Origin of the sequence: Vibrio sp. 1751, from assembly GCF_033339895.1 — a bacterium.
Lineage (GTDB): Bacteria > Pseudomonadota > Gammaproteobacteria > Enterobacterales > Vibrionaceae > Vibrio > Vibrio alginolyticus.
The window spans coordinates 13,271-34,070 of the sequence record NZ_JAWOVM010000050.1 but is presented as its reverse complement, the minus strand read 5'-3'; the positions used below and the strand labels follow the sequence as shown (position 1 = coordinate 34,070).

Annotated in this window: 19 protein-coding genes; 14 read left to right on the top strand and 5 right to left on the bottom strand. The window is 45.9% G+C overall.

Going from position 1 to position 20,800, the window contains the following annotated elements; genetic code table 11:
- The first annotated feature begins 3 nt into the window (after window positions 1-3).
- The 11 genes from R7041_RS15450 (at window position 4) to mgtE (ending at window position 8,766) form a co-directional block, all read left to right on the top strand.
- Window positions 4-969: a calcium/sodium antiporter gene (locus R7041_RS15450; RefSeq protein ID WP_005381102.1), complete on the top strand. Its 966-nt coding sequence runs from the start codon at window positions 4-6 to the stop codon at window positions 967-969.
- A gap of 29 nt (window positions 970-998) precedes the next feature.
- Window positions 999-1,970: an arabinose-5-phosphate isomerase KdsD gene (gene kdsD / locus R7041_RS15445; RefSeq protein WP_005381104.1), complete on the top strand. Its 972-nt coding sequence runs from the start codon at window positions 999-1,001 to the stop codon at window positions 1,968-1,970.
- An 86-nt stretch (window positions 1,971-2,056) separates the two neighbouring features.
- Entirely contained in the window at window positions 2,057-2,620 is a 564-nt protein-coding gene (gene lptC / locus R7041_RS15440) for an LPS export ABC transporter periplasmic protein LptC (RefSeq protein WP_005381106.1), read from the top strand.
- Entirely contained in the window at window positions 2,601-3,095 is a 495-nt protein-coding gene (lptA, locus tag R7041_RS15435; protein ID WP_005381109.1) for a lipopolysaccharide transport periplasmic protein LptA, read from the top strand. The genes lptC and lptA overlap by 20 nt, the downstream gene beginning before the upstream one ends.
- A 1-nt stretch (window position 3,096) precedes the next feature.
- Window positions 3,097-3,822: an LPS export ABC transporter ATP-binding protein gene (lptB, locus tag R7041_RS15430; RefSeq protein ID WP_005381111.1), complete on the top strand. Its 726-nt coding sequence runs from the start codon at window positions 3,097-3,099 to the stop codon at window positions 3,820-3,822.
- Window positions 3,823-3,872: 50 nt separating this feature from the next.
- Window positions 3,873-5,342, top strand: coding sequence for an RNA polymerase factor sigma-54 (locus R7041_RS15425; RefSeq protein WP_005381112.1), 1,470 nt, complete (start codon window positions 3,873-3,875; stop codon window positions 5,340-5,342).
- A gap of 24 nt (window positions 5,343-5,366) precedes the next feature.
- Complete coding sequence (hpf, locus tag R7041_RS15420; RefSeq protein WP_005381114.1) at window positions 5,367-5,654, top strand: ribosome hibernation promoting factor; 288 nt, start codon at window positions 5,367-5,369, stop codon at window positions 5,652-5,654.
- 2 nt (window positions 5,655-5,656) lie between these two features.
- Window positions 5,657-6,103: a PTS IIA-like nitrogen regulatory protein PtsN gene (ptsN, locus tag R7041_RS15415; RefSeq protein ID WP_005381116.1), complete on the top strand. Its 447-nt coding sequence runs from the start codon at window positions 5,657-5,659 to the stop codon at window positions 6,101-6,103.
- A 14-nt stretch (window positions 6,104-6,117) separates the two neighbouring features.
- Window positions 6,118-6,981: an RNase adapter RapZ gene (rapZ, locus tag R7041_RS15410; protein ID WP_017821303.1), complete on the top strand. Its 864-nt coding sequence runs from the start codon at window positions 6,118-6,120 to the stop codon at window positions 6,979-6,981.
- A 2-nt stretch (window positions 6,982-6,983) separates the two neighbouring features.
- Window positions 6,984-7,259, top strand: a complete 276-nt coding sequence (locus R7041_RS15405) for an HPr family phosphocarrier protein (RefSeq protein ID WP_005381120.1) — start codon at window positions 6,984-6,986, stop codon at window positions 7,257-7,259.
- Between the two features lie 148 nt (window positions 7,260-7,407).
- Window positions 7,408-8,766 carry a magnesium transporter gene (gene mgtE / locus R7041_RS15400; RefSeq protein WP_005381121.1) on the top strand — a complete coding sequence of 453 codons (1,359 nt, stop codon included), beginning with the start codon at window positions 7,408-7,410 and terminating at the stop codon, window positions 8,764-8,766.
- Window positions 8,767-8,830: 64 nt separating this feature from the next.
- On the opposite strand, the gene pmbA is transcribed toward mgtE, so the two are convergent.
- Entirely contained in the window at window positions 8,831-10,174 is a 1,344-nt protein-coding gene (gene pmbA, locus R7041_RS15395) for a metalloprotease PmbA (RefSeq protein ID WP_054577139.1), read from the bottom strand.
- Window positions 10,175-10,284: 110 nt separating this feature from the next.
- On the opposite strand from pmbA, the gene yjgA reads away from it, so the two are divergent.
- Window positions 10,285-10,812, top strand: a complete 528-nt coding sequence (gene yjgA, locus R7041_RS15390) for a ribosome biogenesis factor YjgA (protein ID WP_005381124.1) — start codon at window positions 10,285-10,287, stop codon at window positions 10,810-10,812.
- 89 nt (window positions 10,813-10,901) lie between these two features.
- Here yjgA and R7041_RS15385 read toward each other — a convergent pair whose 3' ends face one another.
- Window positions 10,902-11,864, bottom strand: a complete 963-nt coding sequence (locus tag R7041_RS15385; protein WP_104975636.1) for a D-2-hydroxyacid dehydrogenase — start codon at window positions 11,862-11,864, stop codon at window positions 10,902-10,904.
- 102 nt (window positions 11,865-11,966) lie between these two features.
- The gene (locus R7041_RS15380) at window positions 11,967-12,719 is read right to left on the bottom strand and encodes a pseudouridine synthase (RefSeq protein WP_206949689.1); all 753 of its coding nucleotides are present in this window, start codon (window positions 12,717-12,719) and stop codon (window positions 11,967-11,969) included.
- Between the two features lie 342 nt (window positions 12,720-13,061).
- Between R7041_RS15380 and R7041_RS15375 the strand changes: the two genes are divergently transcribed.
- Window positions 13,062-14,327: an NRAMP family divalent metal transporter gene (locus tag R7041_RS15375; protein WP_005381130.1), complete on the top strand. Its 1,266-nt coding sequence runs from the start codon at window positions 13,062-13,064 to the stop codon at window positions 14,325-14,327.
- A 108-nt stretch (window positions 14,328-14,435) separates the two neighbouring features.
- On the opposite strand, the gene rapA is transcribed toward R7041_RS15375, so the two are convergent.
- A complete protein-coding gene (gene rapA, locus R7041_RS15370; RefSeq protein WP_025767610.1) occupies window positions 14,436-17,345 on the bottom strand; it encodes an RNA polymerase-associated protein RapA in 2,910 nt (969 codons plus the stop codon).
- A 561-nt stretch (window positions 17,346-17,906) separates the two neighbouring features.
- Between rapA and R7041_RS15365 the strand changes: the two genes are divergently transcribed.
- Window positions 17,907-19,283 carry a PhoH family protein gene (locus tag R7041_RS15365; protein ID WP_005381133.1) on the top strand — a complete coding sequence of 459 codons (1,377 nt, stop codon included), beginning with the start codon at window positions 17,907-17,909 and terminating at the stop codon, window positions 19,281-19,283.
- Between the two features lie 66 nt (window positions 19,284-19,349).
- On the opposite strand, the gene tldD is transcribed toward R7041_RS15365, so the two are convergent.
- Complete coding sequence (gene tldD / locus R7041_RS15360; protein WP_206949688.1) at window positions 19,350-20,795, bottom strand: metalloprotease TldD; 1,446 nt, start codon at window positions 20,793-20,795, stop codon at window positions 19,350-19,352.
- Window positions 20,796-20,800 lie beyond the last annotated feature (5 nt).

Sequence of the window (20,800 nt, the reverse complement as noted above, 5' to 3'; positions counted from 1 at the left end):
CTCATGCTCGAAGCCGTTGCGTTGCTTATAGTCGGTCTTGTTTTGCTTGTTTGGAGTGCAGATAAACTTGTTTTTGGCTCTGCAGCGATAGCCCGCAACGTCGGTATTTCCCCGCTTGTCATCGGCATGACAATCCTCGCGATGGGCTCATCCGCCCCTGAGATGATGGTATCTGCAACCGCTGCTTGGGATGGCAAAACAGATACAGCGGTGGGTAACGTATTAGGCTCAAACATAGCGAACATTGCGTTAATCCTAGGTATTACAGCGCTGATCAAGCCTTTGTCGATTAGCTCCGCCGTCATCCGCCGAGAACTTCCACTCATGATAGCCGTAACCGTACTCGCTGGTATTCTGCTTTGGAATAGCCATCTCGGTTTTTATGAGGGTGTCTTATTGTTTGTACTCTTTGGGGCATTTTTATTTGCTATGTTGCAAATCAGCCGCAAAGAGCAAAAATCAGGTGATGTTTTTCTTGATGACCAAGAGTCAGAGATCCCTGAAGGCGTCAGTAACCCTAAAGCAATCATGTGGGTGGTTATTGGCTTGATACTGCTTCCTTTGGCAGCCAGCATGCTGGTTGATAACGCGGTAATTATTGCTAAACACTTTGGTATGAGCGACCTTGTTATCGGTCTAACTATTATCGCCATTGGCACTAGCCTGCCTGAACTGGCCGCATCACTTGCGGGAGTTTTAAAGGGTGAAGACGACATGGCTGTCGGTAACATTATCGGTTCGAATGTGTTTAACATTCTGGCGGTAATGGGGATTCCTGGCATCATTAATCCATCGGTGCTCAGTGAGTACGCGATGGGACGTGACTTCTGGGTCATGTTAGGCGTTTCATTGTTACTTGTCGCGATGTGTTTGGGTAAATCACGCAGTATTAACCGTATTGAAGGTGCCATCTTGTTTGTGTGCTTCTTAGGTTACCAAGTGTACTTATTCGCAAACATGACCGCTTAATTACCACGATCAATAAGTAGAGATCTGATATGTCCAATCAATTTGATTTTCGCGCTGCTGCTAAACAAGTTCTTGATATCGAAGTTGCTGCTCTGCAAGAGCTAGATACCTACTTTGATGATCAATTTGAAAAAGCGTGTGAACTTATCCTTTCCAACAACGGCAAAGTTGTCGTTATGGGTATTGGCAAGTCAGGCCATATTGGTAACAAGATTGCCGCCACTCTGGCAAGCACTGGGACTTCGGCGTTTTTCGTTCATCCAGGCGAAGCCGCACATGGTGACTTGGGTATGATTAGCCCAGGTGACATTGTGCTGGCAATTTCTAACTCTGGTGAATCAAACGAAATTTTGTCTCTATTTCCAGTATTAAAGCGCCTGAATATTAAGATCATCAGCATGACAGGTAAGCCAGAATCAAATATGGCCAAGCTGTCTGACTTACACCTGCAAATTACGGTACCTCAAGAAGCTTGTCCGTTAGGCCTGGCGCCAACTAGCAGTACGACTGCCACATTAGTGATGGGAGATGCATTAGCCGTAGCTCTGCTTCAAGCTCGTGGTTTTTCTGCCGAAGATTTTGCCCTATCTCACCCAGGTGGTGCACTGGGGAGAAAACTGCTACTTAAGTTGTCTGATATTATGCACTTTGGAGAAGCGTTACCTAAAGTTTCTCCTGACGCATTAATTCGCGATGCCCTGCTTGAAATTTCAGAAAAGGGGTTAGGCATGACAGCCATCGTCGATGAGCACGATGCTATGCTTGGTATATTCACCGATGGTGATTTACGTCGTACCTTAGACAAGCGTATCGATATTCATACGACGGCAATTGGCGAGGTCATGACGACAAACCCAACCACAGCACACCCTGATATGCTGGCGGTTGAAGGTTTGAACTTGATGCAGAATAAAAACATTAACGCTCTGATTTTATGTAAAGACGAAAAAATTGTGGGTGCACTGAACATGCACGATTTACTAAAAGCTGGCGTGATGTAATATCAGCACAAACATTTAAATCATTTATTAGACGAATAAAGGCAATGGTCAGGGAAGTACTGAGCTAAACGATAGGCCTTCATTATATGAGTTTTACTCGCCTTATTTATTTGCTCTTGATCTTCGTTGTAGCGTGGTGCGGTTATTACCTACTAACCCCTAAAGGCAACGACGCAATTCAAGTAGCACCAGATTCTGAACTGCCCATGTTCAGTGGTTCTGGATTAGAAAACATCACCTACGGTGAAGATGGTGTCCGCAGTTACATCATTCGCTCCACTAACTTAGACCATTATGCTAAGAGTGGAGATACTATTTTTAATAACCCGACTTTGATGGTTTACCGTGAAGGTAGCGTCATTGAATGGAAGGTGACTGCCACAAGAGCAGTGTTAGATGAAGACCAAGTTTTGACTTTATATGACAAAGTCTTAATGCAAAATCTTCTGCCTGGTGCAAGTTTTGATACCATGGCAACAGACAAATTGGTCATTAATCTAACCAATCGTGATTTTAAAGCTGACCAACAAGTGATGTTGGTTGGACCACAATTTGAAACTACTGGAGGCGCAATGCAAGGCAACTTAAAACAGCATACCGCGACTCTGACAGATGAAGTTCAAGGTCGATATGAAACCGTTACACCTTAGCCTACTGGCACTGGTATTGGCGGCGCCTCAAGCGCTGGCACTCAAGTCGGATACTCAACAGCCGGTTTACATAAACTCTGACACCCAACAGGTGGATATGAAGAGTAACCAGGTTGTTTTTGAAGGCGATGTATCTCTTAAGCAAGGGAGCATCAATATCGATGCTGATAGAATCGTGGTAACTCGCGATCCTAAAACCGAAGCAATTAAACAGATTCAAGCATTTGGTAAACCTGCGAAGTTTTCTCAGCTGATGGACGATGGTAAAACACTTAGTGGTCAAGCTACAGAGTTGGATTACCGTATTTCTACAGACGAACTGACCATGAAAGGTCAAGCGCAGCTGGCGCAAGACAACAACACCATCAAAGGTTCTTCGATTCGTTACCAAATTGGTAAACAAAAGCTAGTCGCAGATAGCTCTAAGGAAGAGCGCGTTACGACCATTTTGCAACCCAATCAGATAGAGAACTAATATGGCAGTACTGAGTGCGAAAAACTTGGCGAAAAGCTACAAAAAACGCAAAGTCGTCACTGATGTTAGCTTAGAAGTTGAATCTGGTCAGATTGTTGGGCTGCTCGGTCCAAACGGTGCGGGTAAAACCACTTCGTTTTACATGATTGTCGGCTTAGTACCTCGCGATGAAGGCACCATTACCATTGACGACAATGACATCAGTATTTTACCGATGCATAGCCGTTCACGCCTTGGCATTGGCTATCTTCCGCAAGAAGCGTCGATTTTCCGTAAGCTTTCAGTAGAAGATAACATCATGGCCGTACTTGAAACTCGTCAAGAAATGACGAGGGAAGAGCGCCAAGATAAACTGGAAGATTTGTTGGAAGAATTCCACATCCAGCACATCAGAACCAGTGCTGGTATGGCACTATCAGGGGGTGAGCGACGCAGGGTGGAAATCGCTCGAGCTTTAGCGGCCAACCCTCAGTTCATTTTATTGGATGAACCTTTCGCTGGTGTTGACCCAATTTCGGTTAATGACATCAAGAAAATCATTGAGCATCTGCGCGATCGTGGTCTCGGAGTGTTAATCACTGACCATAATGTACGTGAAACACTGGACGTATGTGAAAAAGCCTATATCGTGAGCCAAGGGCACCTAATTGCATCGGGAACTCCGGCAGAAGTTCTCAATAATGAACAGGTGAAACAAGTTTATCTCGGCGAACAATTCCGTCTATGATTATATTAGGAACGGTAAGATTCTGAGCATTACAAGGTAAGTAACACTGAATGAAACCTTCATTACAACTCAAGCTAGGTCAGCAGTTAGCCATGACGCCACAGTTGCAGCAAGCGATTCGCTTATTGCAATTGTCGACACTCGATCTTCAACAAGAAATCCAAGAAGCGTTGGACTCAAACCCATTATTGGAAGTTGAAGAAGGCCAAGACGAGCCTCTAGCAAACGGTGAAGATAAGTCAGCGGTCGAGGCTGCTGATAGCAACAGTGCTAGCGAACCAACAGAAATTGACGTTCCAGATAGCTCCGATGTGATAGAGAAATCAGAAATTAGCTCTGAACTTGAAATCGACACGACTTGGGATGACGTCTACAGCGCGAATACTGGTAGCACCGGGTTAGCTCTTGATGATGATATGCCCGTCTACCAGGGCGAAACCACTGAATCATTGCATGATTACCTCATGTGGCAGCTTGACCTAACACCATTCAGTGAAACCGACCGCACGATTGCATTAGCGATTATTGACGCTGTTGACGACTACGGCTATTTAACTTTGTCGCCTGAAGAGATTCATGAGAGCTTCGATAATGAAGAGATAGAGTTAGACGAAGTAGAAGCTGTTCGTAAACGCATTCAACAATTCGATCCTCTTGGCGTTGCATCGCGTAACTTACAAGAATGTTTGTTACTGCAACTGACGACCTTCCCAGAAGACACGCCGTGGCTTGCTGAAGCCAAAATGATACTTGCGGATCATATTGATCACCTAGGCAACCGTGACTACAAGCTCGTCATCAAAGAGACTAAGCTGAAAGAAGCCGATCTACGTGAAGTCTTAAAGCTTATCCAACAGTTAGATCCTCGTCCAGGCAGTCGCATCACTCCTGATGATACCGAATACGTAATTCCAGACGTATCCGTTTTTAAAGACAATGGTAAATGGACCGTTTCTATAAACCCGGATAGCGTGCCAAAATTAAAAGTAAATCAACAATATGCTCAATTAGGCAAAGGTAATAGCGCGGATAGCCAGTACATCCGCAGCAATTTGCAAGAGGCAAAATGGTTAATTAAGAGCTTAGAGAGTAGAAACGAGACGCTACTCAAAGTTGCAAGATGTATTGTTGAACATCAACAAGATTTCTTCGAGTATGGTGAGGAAGCCATGAAGCCAATGGTACTCAATGATGTCGCTTTGGCTGTGGACATGCATGAATCCACGATTTCTCGTGTAACAACGCAAAAGTTTATGCATACACCACGTGGTATTTTTGAATTGAAGTACTTCTTCTCTAGCCATGTTAGTACTGACAACGGCGGAGAATGTTCGTCAACAGCAATTCGTGCACTCATTAAAAAACTGGTCGCAGCAGAGAATACTGCCAAACCACTGAGTGATAGCAAGATTGCTGCTCTTCTGGCTGACCAAGGGATTCAGGTCGCAAGACGTACGATAGCCAAATATCGCGAATCCTTGGGAATTGCCCCTTCAAGTCAGCGTAAACGCCTATTATAAGGCACTAACTGAAAAGGAAAGTCTATGCAAATCAATATTCAAGGCCATCACGTTGATCTTACCGATTCAATGCAAGACTATGTAAATTCTAAGTTTCAGAAGCTCGAAAGGTTCTTCGACCATATCAATCAAGTGCATGTTGTACTAAAAGTTGAAAAAATTACTCAAATCGCGGAAGCTACGCTTCACATAAATCAAGGCGAAATCCACGCATCAGCCGATGACGAAAATATGTATGCCGCGATCGATTCGCTGGTAGATAAATTGGTTCGCCAACTTAATAAGCACAAAGAAAAACTAAACAGTCATTAATCATGCAACTGAGCGAAATACTGTCATTGGACTGCACCAAAAGTGCGGTCCACTGCACGAGTAAAAAACGCGCCCTTGAAATGATCAGCCGTATCGTGGCTGATCAAACGGGCCAAGATTCTACCGAGCTGTTCGAATGCATGCTCAATAGAGAAAAAATGGGCAGTACCGGTATCGGAAACGGTATTGCGATCCCTCACGCGAGAATGCAATCAAGCGACAAGGCCATTGCTGTCTTACTGCAATGTGATGAAGCAATCGAATTTGATGCGATTGACAATCGACCTGTCGATCTTCTTTTTGCGCTCCTTGTACCAGAAGAACAGTGCAAAGAGCACCTCAAGACTCTATCCTCTATGGCAGAACGTCTGAGCGATAAGCAAGTATTAAAACTACTGCGTAATGCTCAGAGTGATGAAGAACTTTACGACATCATGATTCACCAATAAGCAGGACTAACTCCATGCGACTAATCGTTGTTAGCGGGCACTCAGGTGCCGGTAAAAGTATTGCGCTTCGTGTACTGGAAGACTTAGGTTACTACTGTGTTGATAACCTGCCAGTTAACTTGCTGGACGCATTTGTTCATTCTGTTGCTGACAGCAAACAGAATGTTGCAGTCAGCATTGATATTCGTAATATTCCTAAAAAGCTAAAAGAACTGACGAGTACACTAGAACAGTTAAAAACTGAGCTTGATGTGACCATGCTTTTCTTGGACGCCAATAAAGAAACGCTACTCAAACGCTACAGCGAAACACGCCGAATTCACCCGTTATCTTTAGGTGGCACCTCCCTCTCGCTCGATCAAGCCATCGAGCGTGAGAAACAAATTTTGACGCCACTCAAAGCGCATGCAGATCTGGTCCTAAATAGTAGTGGGCAGTCTTTGCATGAATTGAGTGAAACCGTGCGTATGCGCGTTGAAGGCAGAGATCGCAAAGGGCTCGTTATGGTATTTGAGTCTTTTGGTTTTAAATACGGCCTGCCTTCCGATGCCGATTACGTATTTGACGTTCGCTTCTTACCTAACCCACATTGGGAACAAGCACTACGCCCGCTTACAGGTCTGGATGCTCCTATCGCCGCATTTTTAGAGCAACACCAATCGGTGTTAAGTTTGAAATATCAAATTGAAAGCTTTATAGAGAATTGGTTACCTCTGCTTGAGAAAAACAACCGCAGCTACCTGACCGTTGCAATCGGTTGTACTGGTGGTAAGCACCGCTCGGTGTACTTAACTCAGCAAATCGGTGAATACTTCGCCAACAAAGGACACCAAGTACAAATTCGCCATACCTCACTAGAGAAAAACGCTAAGGAGTAGCCGTGGAGTTAAGTCGTAAAGTATTGATTCAAAACCGCCTTGGCTTACATGCTCGTGCAGCAGTCAAGCTGGTCGAACTGGCACAGAGCTTTGAAGCGGTCATCACCATCGACAATGAAGAAGACAAAACCGCCACAGCAGACAGCGTAATGGGCCTGTTAATGCTAGAGTCCGCTCAAGGACAATACGTCACGATCCACGCAACGGGTGGGCAAGCGGAAGAAGCACTGGATGCCGTTTGCCACTTGATCGAAGATAAATTTGATGAAGGCGAGTAGTTTACTCGCTTTTTTCTTACCTCCCATTATCTTTCTCTTCCCTGACCTAATAAATAAATTTGCTTAGTATCATAAGTTGTTATTAAAAGGCGCCTAGAATTAAGTTATTATTCAACGCATTGTAAATATCAGGAATTGGGAGGAATGAATGGCAGAGCAAATTGAATTCGACCAAGCTCACCAAGCCCTCCAAGAAGTCACAGAAGCGCTAGAAAATGGTCGCTTCGTCCATGTTCGTCGTCAATTACAGGACATGGAACCTGAGGATATCGCTCACCTTTTAGAAGCCTCCCCACGGAAGAGCCGTGAAGTTCTTTGGCAACTCACCGACCCTGAAGATTATGGTGAAATCCTTGACGAGCTGAACGAAGACGTCAAAGACAGCCTCGTATCTAAAATGGCACCAGAAGCGCTTGCAGAAGCGACAGAAGGCATGGATACCGATGACGTGGCTTACGTACTGCGTAGCTTGCCTGACAACCTGTCACGCGAAGTCCTGTCGCAAATGGACTCCTCTGACCGTCTACGGGTCGAAACCGCCCTATCCTACCCAGAAGACACTGCGGGTGGACTGATGAACACCGACGTCATCACAATTCGTGGTGACGTCGATGTGGACGTAGTTTTGCGTTATCTACGTATGAAAGGCGAGCTTCCAGAAGCTACGGATGCCCTGTATGTGATCGATGAAGAGAGTAAGCTCATCGGTGAACTGCCGATCACGACGCTTATTACCACTCAGCCAGACGTAAAAATCATTGATGTAATGGAAGACGCGGACGAGGCCATCACCGTCGATACTAGCGACTCAGATGTTGCGAGTCTGTTCGAACGCCGTAATTGGGTATCTGCACCTGTTGTTGATGAAAACTTGCATTTGGTCGGTCGTATCACCATCGATGACGTGGTTGACGTTATTCGTGAAGACGCGGAACACTCGATGATGAGTATGGCGGGTATGGACGATGACGAAGATACTTTCGCGCCTGTTGTAAAATCAGCTCGCAAACGCAGTATCTGGCTTGGCGCTAACGTATTAGCCGCCCTTGCTGCTGCTTCCGTTTCTAATATGTTTGAGGCCACATTAGATCAAATGGCGGCCATTGCAGTATTGATGACGATTGTTCCGTCCATGGGTGGTGTCGCTGGTAACCAAACCGTCGCACTAGTGATTCGTGGTCTTGCTCTTGGTCATATCGGTGACTCAAACAAACGCGAACTGTTAATGAAAGAAGCTTCGATCGGCTTACTCAACGGTATCATGTGGGCGCTGATTATTGGTGGTATTGTTGTTGCTTGGAAAGGTAACTGGATGCTCGGAGGAATCATTTCCGCCGCCATGCTGACCAACTTATTGGTCGCAGGTATTGCCGGAGTAACGATTCCAATCCTATTGAAAAAAATGAACATCGATCCCGCTTTAGCTGGTGGTATGGCATTAACAACGGTGACGGATGTGATTGGTTTATCTGTCTTCTTAGGGCTTGCCACAATACTGATTACCTAACAGAAAAAACGAAAAAGCCTGATGAACACATCAGGCTTTTTTGATTCTGAATTGCTAGAAAAGCTTATTCACCCGCCACTTTCATGGTATCCAGTAGGATAGAGCCCGTTTGGATTTGTGAGCGCGTTTCAATATCACTACCAACCGCTACAATCTTGGTGAACATGTCTTTTAGATTACCTGCGATGGTAATTTCTGATACTGGGTATTGGATCTCGCCGTTCTCAACCCAGAAGCCTGCGGCACCGCGAGAGTAATCCCCCGTTACCACGTTCACACCTTGCCCCATCACCTCTGTCACTAGAAGACCAGTACCGAGCTCTTTAAGCATTTGCTCGAAGTTTTGGCCTGTCGACTTCACGTACCAGTTATGAATCCCACCAGCGTGACCTGTCGGCGTCATCTTCATTTTACGTGCGGCATAACTGGTTAACAGATAAGTTGCTAGCACACCGTCGGTAATGATCTCACGGTCTTGAGTGTACACACCTTCACTATCGAATGGACTTGATGCCAAACCACGCAATACATGCGGACGTTCTGAGATATTGAACCATTCCGGAAGCACTTGTTTGCCTAGATGGTCAAGTAAGAAAGAAGATTTTCGGTACAGGTTACCACCGCTGATCGCCATAACGAGATGGCCAATCAAGCCTGTCGCAACATCAGCCGCAAACATGATTGGGTATTGACCTGTTTTTAGACGCTGCGCATCTAAGCGGTTAACCGTATTCTCTGCCGCCTTACGACCCACCGTTTCTGGGGTCCATAAGTCATCACGATGACGTGCCACGGTGTAGCTGTAATCACGTTCCATCTCGCCGTTTTGACCAACGCCAATTACACAACAGCTAGTACTATGGCGGCTAGACGCATAACTAGCTAATAAGCCATGGCTATTGCCATACACTTTCACGCCGTAATGACTATCATAACTCGCGCCATCACTTTGCTTGATTGCATTGTTATAACTTAGCGCCTCTTTTTCTGCTGCAATCGCCACATTGGCAGCATAGTCTGGATCGGGTGCGTCTGGGTGGAAAAGATCAAGCTCAGGTATCTCTTGCACCATGTATTCTTTTGCTGCAGGGCCTGCAAATGGGTCTTCAGATGTGTAATGTGCAATATCTAGCGCCGCTATAACGGTTTGCTCGATTGCAGCTTCACTTAAATCAGACGTGGAAGCACTGCCTTTGCGTTGACCTCGGTAAACGGTAATGCCCAGCGCACCATCGCTGTTGAACTCGACATTTTCTACTTCACCCATACGAGTTGAAACACTTAAACCAGTGCTTTTAGTAATTGCGACTTCGGCGGCGTCAGATTTTGCCGATGCAAGCTTTAAAGCTCTTGCGACGGCTTGCTCTAGCTCGGTACGTTGCTCAGCAACCTGCTGTTTAATATCCATTGTCTTTCACATCTTGTCTTTGATGAACAATAGGATAACAAGAATTTCGCTTTCTCCCCATGATTCTTGTTAAAATAGTCATAATATTAATCAAAACACAGGCAACTGAAATGGCACGTAAGAATCAAAAAGCGCCATGGGAACCAGAAGAAGAGATCATCTGGGTAAGTAAATCCGAGATGAAGCGAGACATGGAAGAACTGCAAAAGCTAGGTGAGGAGCTTGTCGGCCTCAAACCTTCAGTTCTAGAAAAGTTTCCATTGAGCGAAGATTTGCGAGAAGCAATTGCTGACGCGCAACGCTTTAAAAATGAAGCGCGTCGTCGCCAATTACAACGTATCGGTAAATTGATGCGTTACGAAGATCCAGAGCCAATCCAAGCCGCACTGGATAAAATTCGTAATAAGCACTCTCAATTAACGGCGGTATTCCACAAACTTGAAGCGTTGCGTGATCGCGTAGTGGAAGAAGGTGACAAAGCCATTGATGACGTAATGGAAATGTACCCAGAAGCGGATCGTCAGCGTCTACGCCAACTTGCTCGCCAAGCAGCGAAAGAGAAAAAAGCTGGGAAACCAGCAAAAGCGTACCGCGAAATCTTTCAGATCCTTAAAGGTCTAAACGAAGAAGAGTTTTAATTCGAGGGCTCACGCAATGAGCATTCGATTTAAACGCAAAAAGCAGACGTCAATGTCTGCTTTTTTTATCTTTGATTTTACAGTCAGCGTTACACTAAGCGATTAACGCGGTCTCCGCGCTCGAAAGCGTTAATGTTCTCAATCAGGATTTCCGCTAAACGTTGGATAGATGAGTCGCTGCCCCATGCAACATGCGGTGTCAGTAACAAATTAGGTAAACTCATATTGGCAATCAGCGGATTGCTCTCATCTGCCGGTTCTTGTGTAAAAACATCAAAACCAGCCGCTGCAATTTCTTGCTGTTTTAAGGCATCCACCAGCGCGCTCTCATCCACCAAACCTCCACGCCCTGTATTAATCAAAATGGCGTTGGACTTCATTTGTTGCAACTCTGCTTGACCAATTAAATTCTGAGTATGATCGTTGAGCGAGCAATGCAAGGTCAGCGCATCGGAGCGTTTTAATACTTCCTCAAACGACACATAACCTGGTCTACATTCTGCCGCCCCTTTACGCTCAGAAAACAAGACGGTCATTCCTAACGCTTGAGCCAGATTCGCCGTCGCTTGCCCTAGTGACCCACTACCAACAACACCTAACGTGCTACCACCAATATCCCCGATTGGGTGAGTAAAAAAACAAAACTGCTGGTTACGCTGCCACTCACCTGCGGCAATATCTTGGTGGTACCCAAATAAATTCCGTCTTAAAGCGAATAACATTGCCATCACGTGCTCGGGCACCGAACGCGTCGCGTAACCACGTACATTAGCAACCGCAATATCATGATTAGCACAGTAGTTCACATCGACGTTGTTAAAACCAGTTGCGGCAACCGCGATCATCCGTAATTTTGGTAGTTGCTCTAATACATGTTGGTCAAGCAGGACTTTATTGCTAATCACGATATCGGCATCGGCTAACCTTTCTATTACCTGCCCAGGCGCAGTTAGGTCGTACTCACGCCAGTGGTGCGGAAAGCTAGGTCGTGGGATCTCAATATGTTCTGGGATGGTCGCTCGATCTAAAAATACGATGCTTGGCAAAGACATAACAACTCCTTGTTCACGGCTGAAAGACAGGATACATCAACCACAGTAACGAAATAGCCAAAAATAGCGAACTAGAAAGAACCGCTGTTAGTGCAATTGGCATTAAGGGTGTGGCAACGTTTTATAATCAGGCAATGTACGCTCTGGCGAAAAATAGTTAAAGATCATCGCCTCGGCTTTAGAATAAAAGTCACAGGGTACAAAAATACTGCTCAGCTGATCCGTAGCTGGATGATAAAAACTTAGCTCCGCAGCGTGCAACTCTAAACGTTCTGAAAACTGATACGCCTCTTCGCTTGCATAAAACTCATCACCCACAATCGCATGACCAATCGCCATCAAATGCACGCGTAACTGATGCGATCGACCAGTAATGGGGAGTAACCGCACAACGGTCGTATGGGTGCCATCAGGGTGCACTTCACGCTTCACTACTTGGAATAAAGTTTGAGATGGTTTGCCGTCGTCAAAACATACTTTTTGTCGTGGACGATTTGGCCAATCACAATTTAATGGAAGATCAATATTCCCTTCTTGCGACTCAACATGCCCCCAAACACGTGCGTAATACACCTTGTGAGTGAGGCGATATTGGAACTGCTTTTTTAATGCTCGCTCCGCGGGTTTGTTTTTCGCCAGCAACATCAACCCTGATGTCGACATATCCAAGCGATGCACAACTTGAATTTCTGGATGCAACTCTTTGAGGCGGCTCCACATGCTGTCGTAATGCTCTGCAAGGCGACCAGGGACAGACAGCAGCCCTGATGGCTTATTCACTGCCAGAATGTCGTCATCCTCAAAAACGATATCAACCCAAGGGTCGGTGGGAGGGGTATATTCAAGCATTGCCATGGGAGATCTCTACAAAATAAAAACGCCGCGATTATATACCCAAATAGCACCCAGATGCAGGATTCTGAAGAAAAGTTCAACCCAATAAAACAAAGTCAATCCTTTAGCATAAAAACTAAAAATAGCACGTTGTAAATTTAGTTTGACAACAAGACGCATAACTGAATAGAGTGCTAGATGCACACAGCATGATATTCGCAAAGAATACTTAAAATAAATACATCAAAACACAGCATTTAAAAGACATTACCGTTGCGCAGTATAGGGCGATCGCTCAGCTTGTCATGTACTGCGGTATGTATCTCTTTAGAAAGATACATAAGATAAAAAGGACAATAAGCAATGGACTCCGCCGTTATAGATAAACCCCAATCCAAACTTTCCTTATTTTTTCGTTCGCTAGGCCCCGGCATATTAATGGCATCTGCTGCGGTCGGTGGCTCTCACCTCGTGGCATCAACCAAGGCTGGTGCGATTTATGGTTGGCAATTGGCTGCACTGATTCTGCTCGTAAACCTGTTTAAATACCCTTTTTTCCGAGCGGGCGTACAGTACACCATGGGGACAGGGCTGACCTTGGTTGAGGGCTACGCGAAATTAGGTCGGCCTTATCTATGGCTATTTCTATTTCTGAGCGTGGTATCGGCCGTCATCAATACCGCCGCTTTGTTGATGTTTAGCGCTAGCTTGCTGGGCTACTTCATTCCGTTTTCACTATCAATGGCATCACTCAGCATCATTGTGATTGTCACCTGCCTGATCATATTATTTGCTGGCCATTACAAAGCGCTCGATACGCTATCTAAAGTGATCATGTCGGTGTTAACCATCGCGACTTTACTCGCTGTTTCTATCGCCTTTGGTAACCCTGTTGAACAAGTGGCCAACTTCGAGCCGCCGTCACCTTGGTCTATTGCGGCTATTGGTTTTATCGTTGTGACAATGGGGTGGATGCCTGCACCGATAGAGATCTCCTGTTTAACCTCAGCATGGCTAAAACGCCAATCAAGCCAGCAAGAAGTAACATACCGCTCTGCTCTATTTGACTTTAATGTCGGTTATATTGGCACGGCGTTTCTTGCCATTATCTTTGTATCGCTAGGCTCTTTGATGCTTTATGGTTCTGGCGTTGCGCTTGAAAGCTCTGGCGTTGGCTTCTCCCACCAATTGGTTGGCTTATATGCGGCAACGATTGGCGAATGGTCTCGTTACTTAATCGCGGTAATTGCGTTTTTCTGTATCTTTGGCAGCACGATTACCGTTATTGATGGCTATTCGCGCGTTATTTCGGATTCTCAACGCCTACTGCGCTCACAACCAGACACTAACCCTAAAACCACTTCAGCGATCATGCTGGTAGTCTCCTTACTTGCATTAGGTATTGTGGTTTTCTGGGCTTCTGCGTTATTGCCTATGCTGAACTTTGCGATGATTCTCGCCTTTATGACCACGCCATTCTTTGCTCTGCTAAATTACACCTTAGTGAGCAAAACTGAGTTACCTGAGCCTTTGGCTGTTGGACCTAAACTAAAGTGGTTGTCGATTGCAGGCCTGATTTACTTGTTTGGCTTCTTGGCTGTATTTATCTGGTGGAAGTGGTTGATGTAAATGAGATAGCTATCAGTGATTAATGCATTCCGCATAAAGAAACTAAACCGTAAATAAAGAAAAAGGTCTTCAACTGAAGACCTTTTTTAATGAGCAATAAATACTTACTTAGTTGTGGCTCACCACAATCAAACGCAGCGAGTCGAGCTGAACCTGAGCTTGGTTGATATAACCAGTAAGCTCTTTAATTTGTGCGTCGATAGCTTCAATTTCTTCGTCACGAATATTTGGGTTCACCGCTTTCAGTGCTTGCAAACGCTCAAGCTCTGCATTCAAACTGTGCTGCATATCTTGATGAGCTTGTTTGCGTACTTCTTCGACCTTCTCTTCAATAAGAACATCACCGGCTTCAATTAAGCGGTGTACGTCTTTCTGTACCGACGTAACCAACTTGCTACCTAAGTGACGGTTTACAGGGCTGAGCTGGCGGTTAAAGCTTTCAAACTCCACTTGAGCAGACAAATCATTACCACGCGAGTCCATCATTAAACGGATTGGCGTTTTCGGTAAGAAGCGCGCGATACCACTGCGTTTTGGCGCTTGCGCATCTACCGCGTAAATCAACTCAAGAAGAATAGTCCCGACTGGTAACGCTTTGTTTTTCAATAGAGATACCGCAGACGTCCCCACCCCTTCACTCATAAGAAGATCGATACCACCCTGGATCATTGGGTGTTCCCAACTGATAAAGTGCATATCTTCACGAGATAAAGCCGTATCACGATCAAACGTGATCGTCGCTCCTTCGTATGGCAGACCTGGATAGCTTGGCACCATCATGTGCTCAGATGGGGTCACAATCAGGGCGTTTTCACCTTTATCGTCTTGATTCAAGCCAATCGTGTCAAAAAGAGAAAGTGCGAAGGTGACCAGATTGGTATCGCCGTCAGTTGATTCAATTTTCTCAACGATTTGTTGTGCTTTTTCCCCGCCATTTGAATGCATTTCTAATAGGCGATCACGGCCTTGCTCCAATTGGGATTTCAGCTCTTTATTCATTTTTGCTGACGCTTCAATGATCTCATCTAGCGTGCTGGTATCACCAGAGGCAAGAATTTCAATCAGATCATCGGAGTACTTATCGTAAACAGCACGGCCTGTTGGGCAGGTTTCCGAAAAAGCGTTCAGGCCTTCATCGAACCAACGTGCTAGGATCGCTTGCGATGTGCCTTTCAGGTAAGGAACATGAATGTCGATATCGCGATTTTGACCGATACGGTCCAAACGACCAATACGTTGCTCAAGCAAGTCTGGGTTAAATGGCAAGTCGAACATGACAAGTTGGTTGGCAAACTGGAAGTTACGACCTTCAGAGCCGATTTCGCTACAGATAAGAACTTGTGCTCCACCTTCTTCTTGCGCAAAGTAAGCCGCCGCTTTATCACGTTCAAGAATCGACATACCTTCGTGGAAAACAGTGGCGCGGATACCTTCACGCTCACGCAGTGCTTGCTCCAATTGCAGCGCGGTACTCGCACGAGAAGCAATCACGAGGATTTTCTCGCTGCGCTTCTCTTTTACTTTTTCAAGCAACCAATTCACACGCGAGTCAAACTGCCACCAGCTCGCGTCATCGCCTTCAAATTCTTGGAAAATTTCTTCCGGGTAAAGGTTCTTCATCGCACGTGCTTCAGAACTCATCTTACCGCCAATCATCCCAGCAACACGCATTGATGTAGTGTATTGCGGTGGAATATCCATTGGCATCAGATGCACGTTACGCGTAGGGAAGCCTTTGATGGCCGCGCGCGTGTTACGGAACAGAACACGCCCTGTACCATGGCGATCCATCAAGTTATCGATCAGCTCTTGGCGTGCCGACGCTTTAGCTTCTTCGTCCGCTTCACTTTCGATAATGCGGAAAAGTGGTTCTACGTCTTGTTCAGACAATAACTCAGTGATCTGGTTTTTTGCTTCATTAGGTAGCTTTTCACCGGAAAAGAGTGAAGTAATCGCATCAGCTACGGGCGCGTATTGCTCTTCTTCCTCAACGAATGCTTCGTAATCATAGAAGCGGTCTGGATCCAACAAACGCAGACGAGCAAAGTGACTCTCACGACCAAGCTGCTCTGGCGTTGCAGTCAGTAGCAACACACCTGGAGTACGTTCAGCCAAGCCTTCTACCACTTGGTATTCACGGCTCGGTTTATCTTGGCTCCATTCAAGGTGATGCGCTTCATCAACAACCAGTAGGTCCCATTCACCTTCCAGTGCTTGTTCAAAACGCTTGCGGCTCTTGCGTAGGAAATCCAAAGAACACAGCACATATTGCTGAGTATCAAATGGGTTTTCTGCATCCGCAAAAGCTTCGATACAGCGCTCTTCGTCAAAGATAGAGAAATGCAGATTGAAACGACGCATCATCTCAACCAGCCATTGATGCTGCAGTGTTTCAGGCACCACAATCAAAATGCGTTCGGCACGACCAGACAGAACTTGTTGGTGGATGATCATGCCCGCTTCGATGGTTTTACCCAAACCTACCTCATCCGCCAACAAGACGCGTGGCGCGTGACGACGGCCAACTTCGTGCGCGATGTAAAGCTGATGAGGGATCAAACCTGCACGCATACCACATAGGCCACGCATTGGGCTCTTATGCTGCTCAAACTGGTTGGTTAGCGCACGGTAACGCAGAACAAAGTTGTCCATACGGTCGATTTGACCGGCGTACAACTTATCTTGAGGTTTGTTAAAACGAATTTGGTTGCTAAGGAAAATCTCACGCAGAACAACAGCGGTTTCTTGCGTGTCTTCACGAGTACCGAAATAGGTGTAAAGACCTTCATCTTCCAGTACTTCTTCTACTTTTAGAGACCAACCTTCTTGGCAATCGATGACATCCCCAACATTAAAGGTGACTCGGGTAACAGGTGCATCGTTACGTGCGTAAACTCGGTTTTCCTCTGACGCTGCAAACATCAATGTCACAGTACGAGCATCCATTGCTACAACGGTACCTAAACCTAAATCGCTTTCCGTATCGCTAATCCAGCGCTGCCCCAAAGCAAATGTCATGAATTGACTACCTCGTTATTAGTTCTTGATTCGTATTTCTTGTTGGTCTACTCATGCCCGTAGGCATGGATAATAGTTTAGATCTGATTCTGGCTTCTGCTATGCCGATAGCATTCGTCATTCCAGTATGAACTGAGTATTTTTTAAGCCAGCTCAACATGATAAATCGGACGTAGCCTATACGCAGAAAAAGGCCGCTAATCTTACTTGAAGCTGTGATTTAGGTCACGCCGAAACCGCACCAAGCAGAAACTTTTTTTCCCAAACTCTAAATGCAATCAAATTGTAAAATACTCATGCCAATTATTAAGTTGTAGAACGTAAATATTACGTATACTTCTAATGAGGGGCGTTTAAAACCATTGCATATGATTTAAGCGCGTTAGTACACGATTAGGATCAACACGGGTTTGCAGTAAGTTGTCTTGCTACTCGGTTGCACACTAGCCGACATCAGCCCGACAACCTCTATTGCAAGCAATCAGAGTTAGGTCACTTCACACCTATTTGGAAACGACCTAACAACTCGCATGCAGAGCCGTACTACGGCAAGGAGACGCTATGGGCGATACCGATCGGAAACTGTTTGTACTCGATACCAACATTCTTCTTCATGAACCCTTTGCCATCTTCTCTTTCCAAGAACACGATGTCGTTATCCCCATGACCGTGTTGGAAGAACTCGACCGAATCAAAGACAGTAAGCGCGACGTTGCAAGAGATGCGCGCGTGGCTATTCGCACCTTGGAAGATTTGTTTAAAGAAGCAACGCCAGATGAAATCTCTGAAGGCATTCCTGTTTCTAAAGACAACCCCGACCAGGGTACTATTTCCATTTTGGCGGATTTTGAACTGCAGGAAACCGTCAAAGCCTTCGCCGACAAAGCCGGTGACAACCGTATTCTCAACGCGGTGCTTTATCTGCAAAATAAACGTGCACCACGTGAAGTGGTACTGATCACGAAAGACATCAACATGCGTCTGCGAGCCAAAGGGGCTGGTGTACGCTTTGTTGAGGACTATAGAACCGACCAACTGATTGACGACATTCAATACCTAACCAAAGGCTTTCAATTGCGTGAAGGTGATTTCTGGAGCGGTATTGAGGAAGTAGAAAGCTATGCTCTGGGCGGAAAAACTTACCACAAACTCAGTCGCGAACCCTTCGACCCAACCTTTATCAACCAATACGTTATTGATGAAGACAGTGACTTTGCTGGTCGCGTAGAAACCATCAATGAAGACAAGCTAACACTTCTCGACCTGAGCCGCGAACGTCTAATGCATCGTAAGGCTTGGGACATCACACCTAAAAATATCTACCAGGGAATGGCGTTAGATGCCTTACTCGATCCAGAAATTGACTTGGTGATTCTAACGGGTGCGGCGGGTAGTGGTAAGACATTACTGGCAATGGCAGCAGCATTGGAGCAAACCATTGAAAAAAGCATGTTCGATAAAATTATCGTAACACGTAACACGCCAGATATCGGTGAATCCATCGGCTTCTTACCCGGCTCCGAAGAGGAGAAAATGATGCCGTGGTTAGCGGCGGTGACCGATACCTTGGAAGCACTACATAAACACGATCACTGCACTGAAGGCTCATTGAAGTACATCTGCGATAAAGCCAACATTCAATTTAAATCGATCAACTTTATGCGTGGCCGTTCGATTCAAAATGCGTTTGTACTGCTTGATGAGTGTCAAAACCTCACTGCATCACAAATCAAAACCATCATTACCCGCTGTGGCGAAGGAACCAAAATCGTCTGCTCCGGTAACTTGGCGCAGATTGACTCTCATTACCTCACCCCAGTGACATCAGGGTTGACGTACATGGTTGAGCGCTTCAAGAACTTTGAAGGCAGCGCAAATATTCACCTCAACGGCGTGGTTCGTAGCCGCTTGGCGGAATTTGCTGAAGAAAACCTGTAATTGACACCGACTCGCAAAGCAAAAGAGCGCTCTAATGAGCGCTCTTTTTATAACGATTCGACTGAGTTACTCAGTGCCACCCACTGTCAGTGAGTCCAGCTTCAAGGTCGGCTGACCAACACCAACTGGCACACTTTGACCTGCTTTACCACATACGCCAACGCCCTTGTCGATACTTAGGTCGTTACCGACCATAGAGACTTGCTGCATTGCTTCGATACCTGAGCCAATCAACGTCGCACCTTTAACAGGGCGTGTAATTTTACCGTTTTCAATCAAGTATGCTTCGGATGCAGAGAACACAAACTTACCCGAAGTAATGTCCACCTGGCCGCCACCAAAGTTTGGCGCATACAACCCTTTCTCGACCGTCGAGATTATTTCTTCTGGCGTATGTTCACCTGGTAGCATGTAGGTGTTGGTCATACGCGGCATTGGTAAATGTGCATAAGACTCACGACGACCGTTACCTGTTGGGTTCACACCCATTAACCGCGCGTTTAGCTTGTCTTGCATGTAACCTTTCAGCACACCATTTTCGATAAGCGTGTTGTACTGGCCGTTTACCCCTTCATCATCCACATTCAGTGAACCACGAAGGTCTTTTAACGTGCCATCATCGACGATGGTACACAGCGAAGACGTCACTTGTTGACCCATTTTGCCAGAGAAAACCGAAGATTCCTTCCGGTTAAAATCACCTTCTAGGCCATGACCTACCGCTTCGTGTAGCAACACGCCAGGCCAGCCAGAACCCAATACCACTGGCATCATGCCCGCTGGTGCTGCTTCTGCTTCAAGGTTGATTAACGCCATGCGAATCGCTTCGTCTGCGTAATGGAAAGCTTGTTTCACACCATTGCTTTCCGTTAAAAAGAAATCGTAACCGAAACGGCCTCCGCCCCCCGCACTACCGCGTTCACGTCGTTCACCTTTTTGTGCAAGCACACTAATAGACAAACGCACCAAAGGACGAATGTCGCCTGCATAAGTACCGTCTGTTGCCGCAACAAGCATCTGCTCATGCACACCGCTGATGCTAATCGAAACTTCTTTAATCAATGGTTCTTTAGTGCGGATGTAAGCATCTAGAGATTTGAGCAATTCTGTTTTTTGCTGCTTTTCCCATTCAGCTAGTGGATTCACAGCCGCGTAGTACGCTTGGTTTTCGGTGCGTTTAAACGCTTGGACTTTGCCATTTTTCCCTTGCTGAGCAATACCGCGCGCCGCCATTGCACTCTGCTTCAGGCCTTCAGGCTGGATTTGATCAGAGTAGGCAAAGCCTGTTTTCTCGCCAGTTACTGCACGGACACCAACACCACAATCAATGTTAAAAGAGCCATCTTTGATGATGCTATCTTCTAGAACCAGAGACTCATGCCAGCTGGACTGAAAGTAAATGTCCGCATAATCGATCTGGCGCGTCGCAATGCTGGCAAGCGTGTCAGCAATGTCTTGTTCTGTCAGACCATTTGGGGCAAGGAGTGCCTGTTCTATTTGGTTTGTGCTCATAGTTA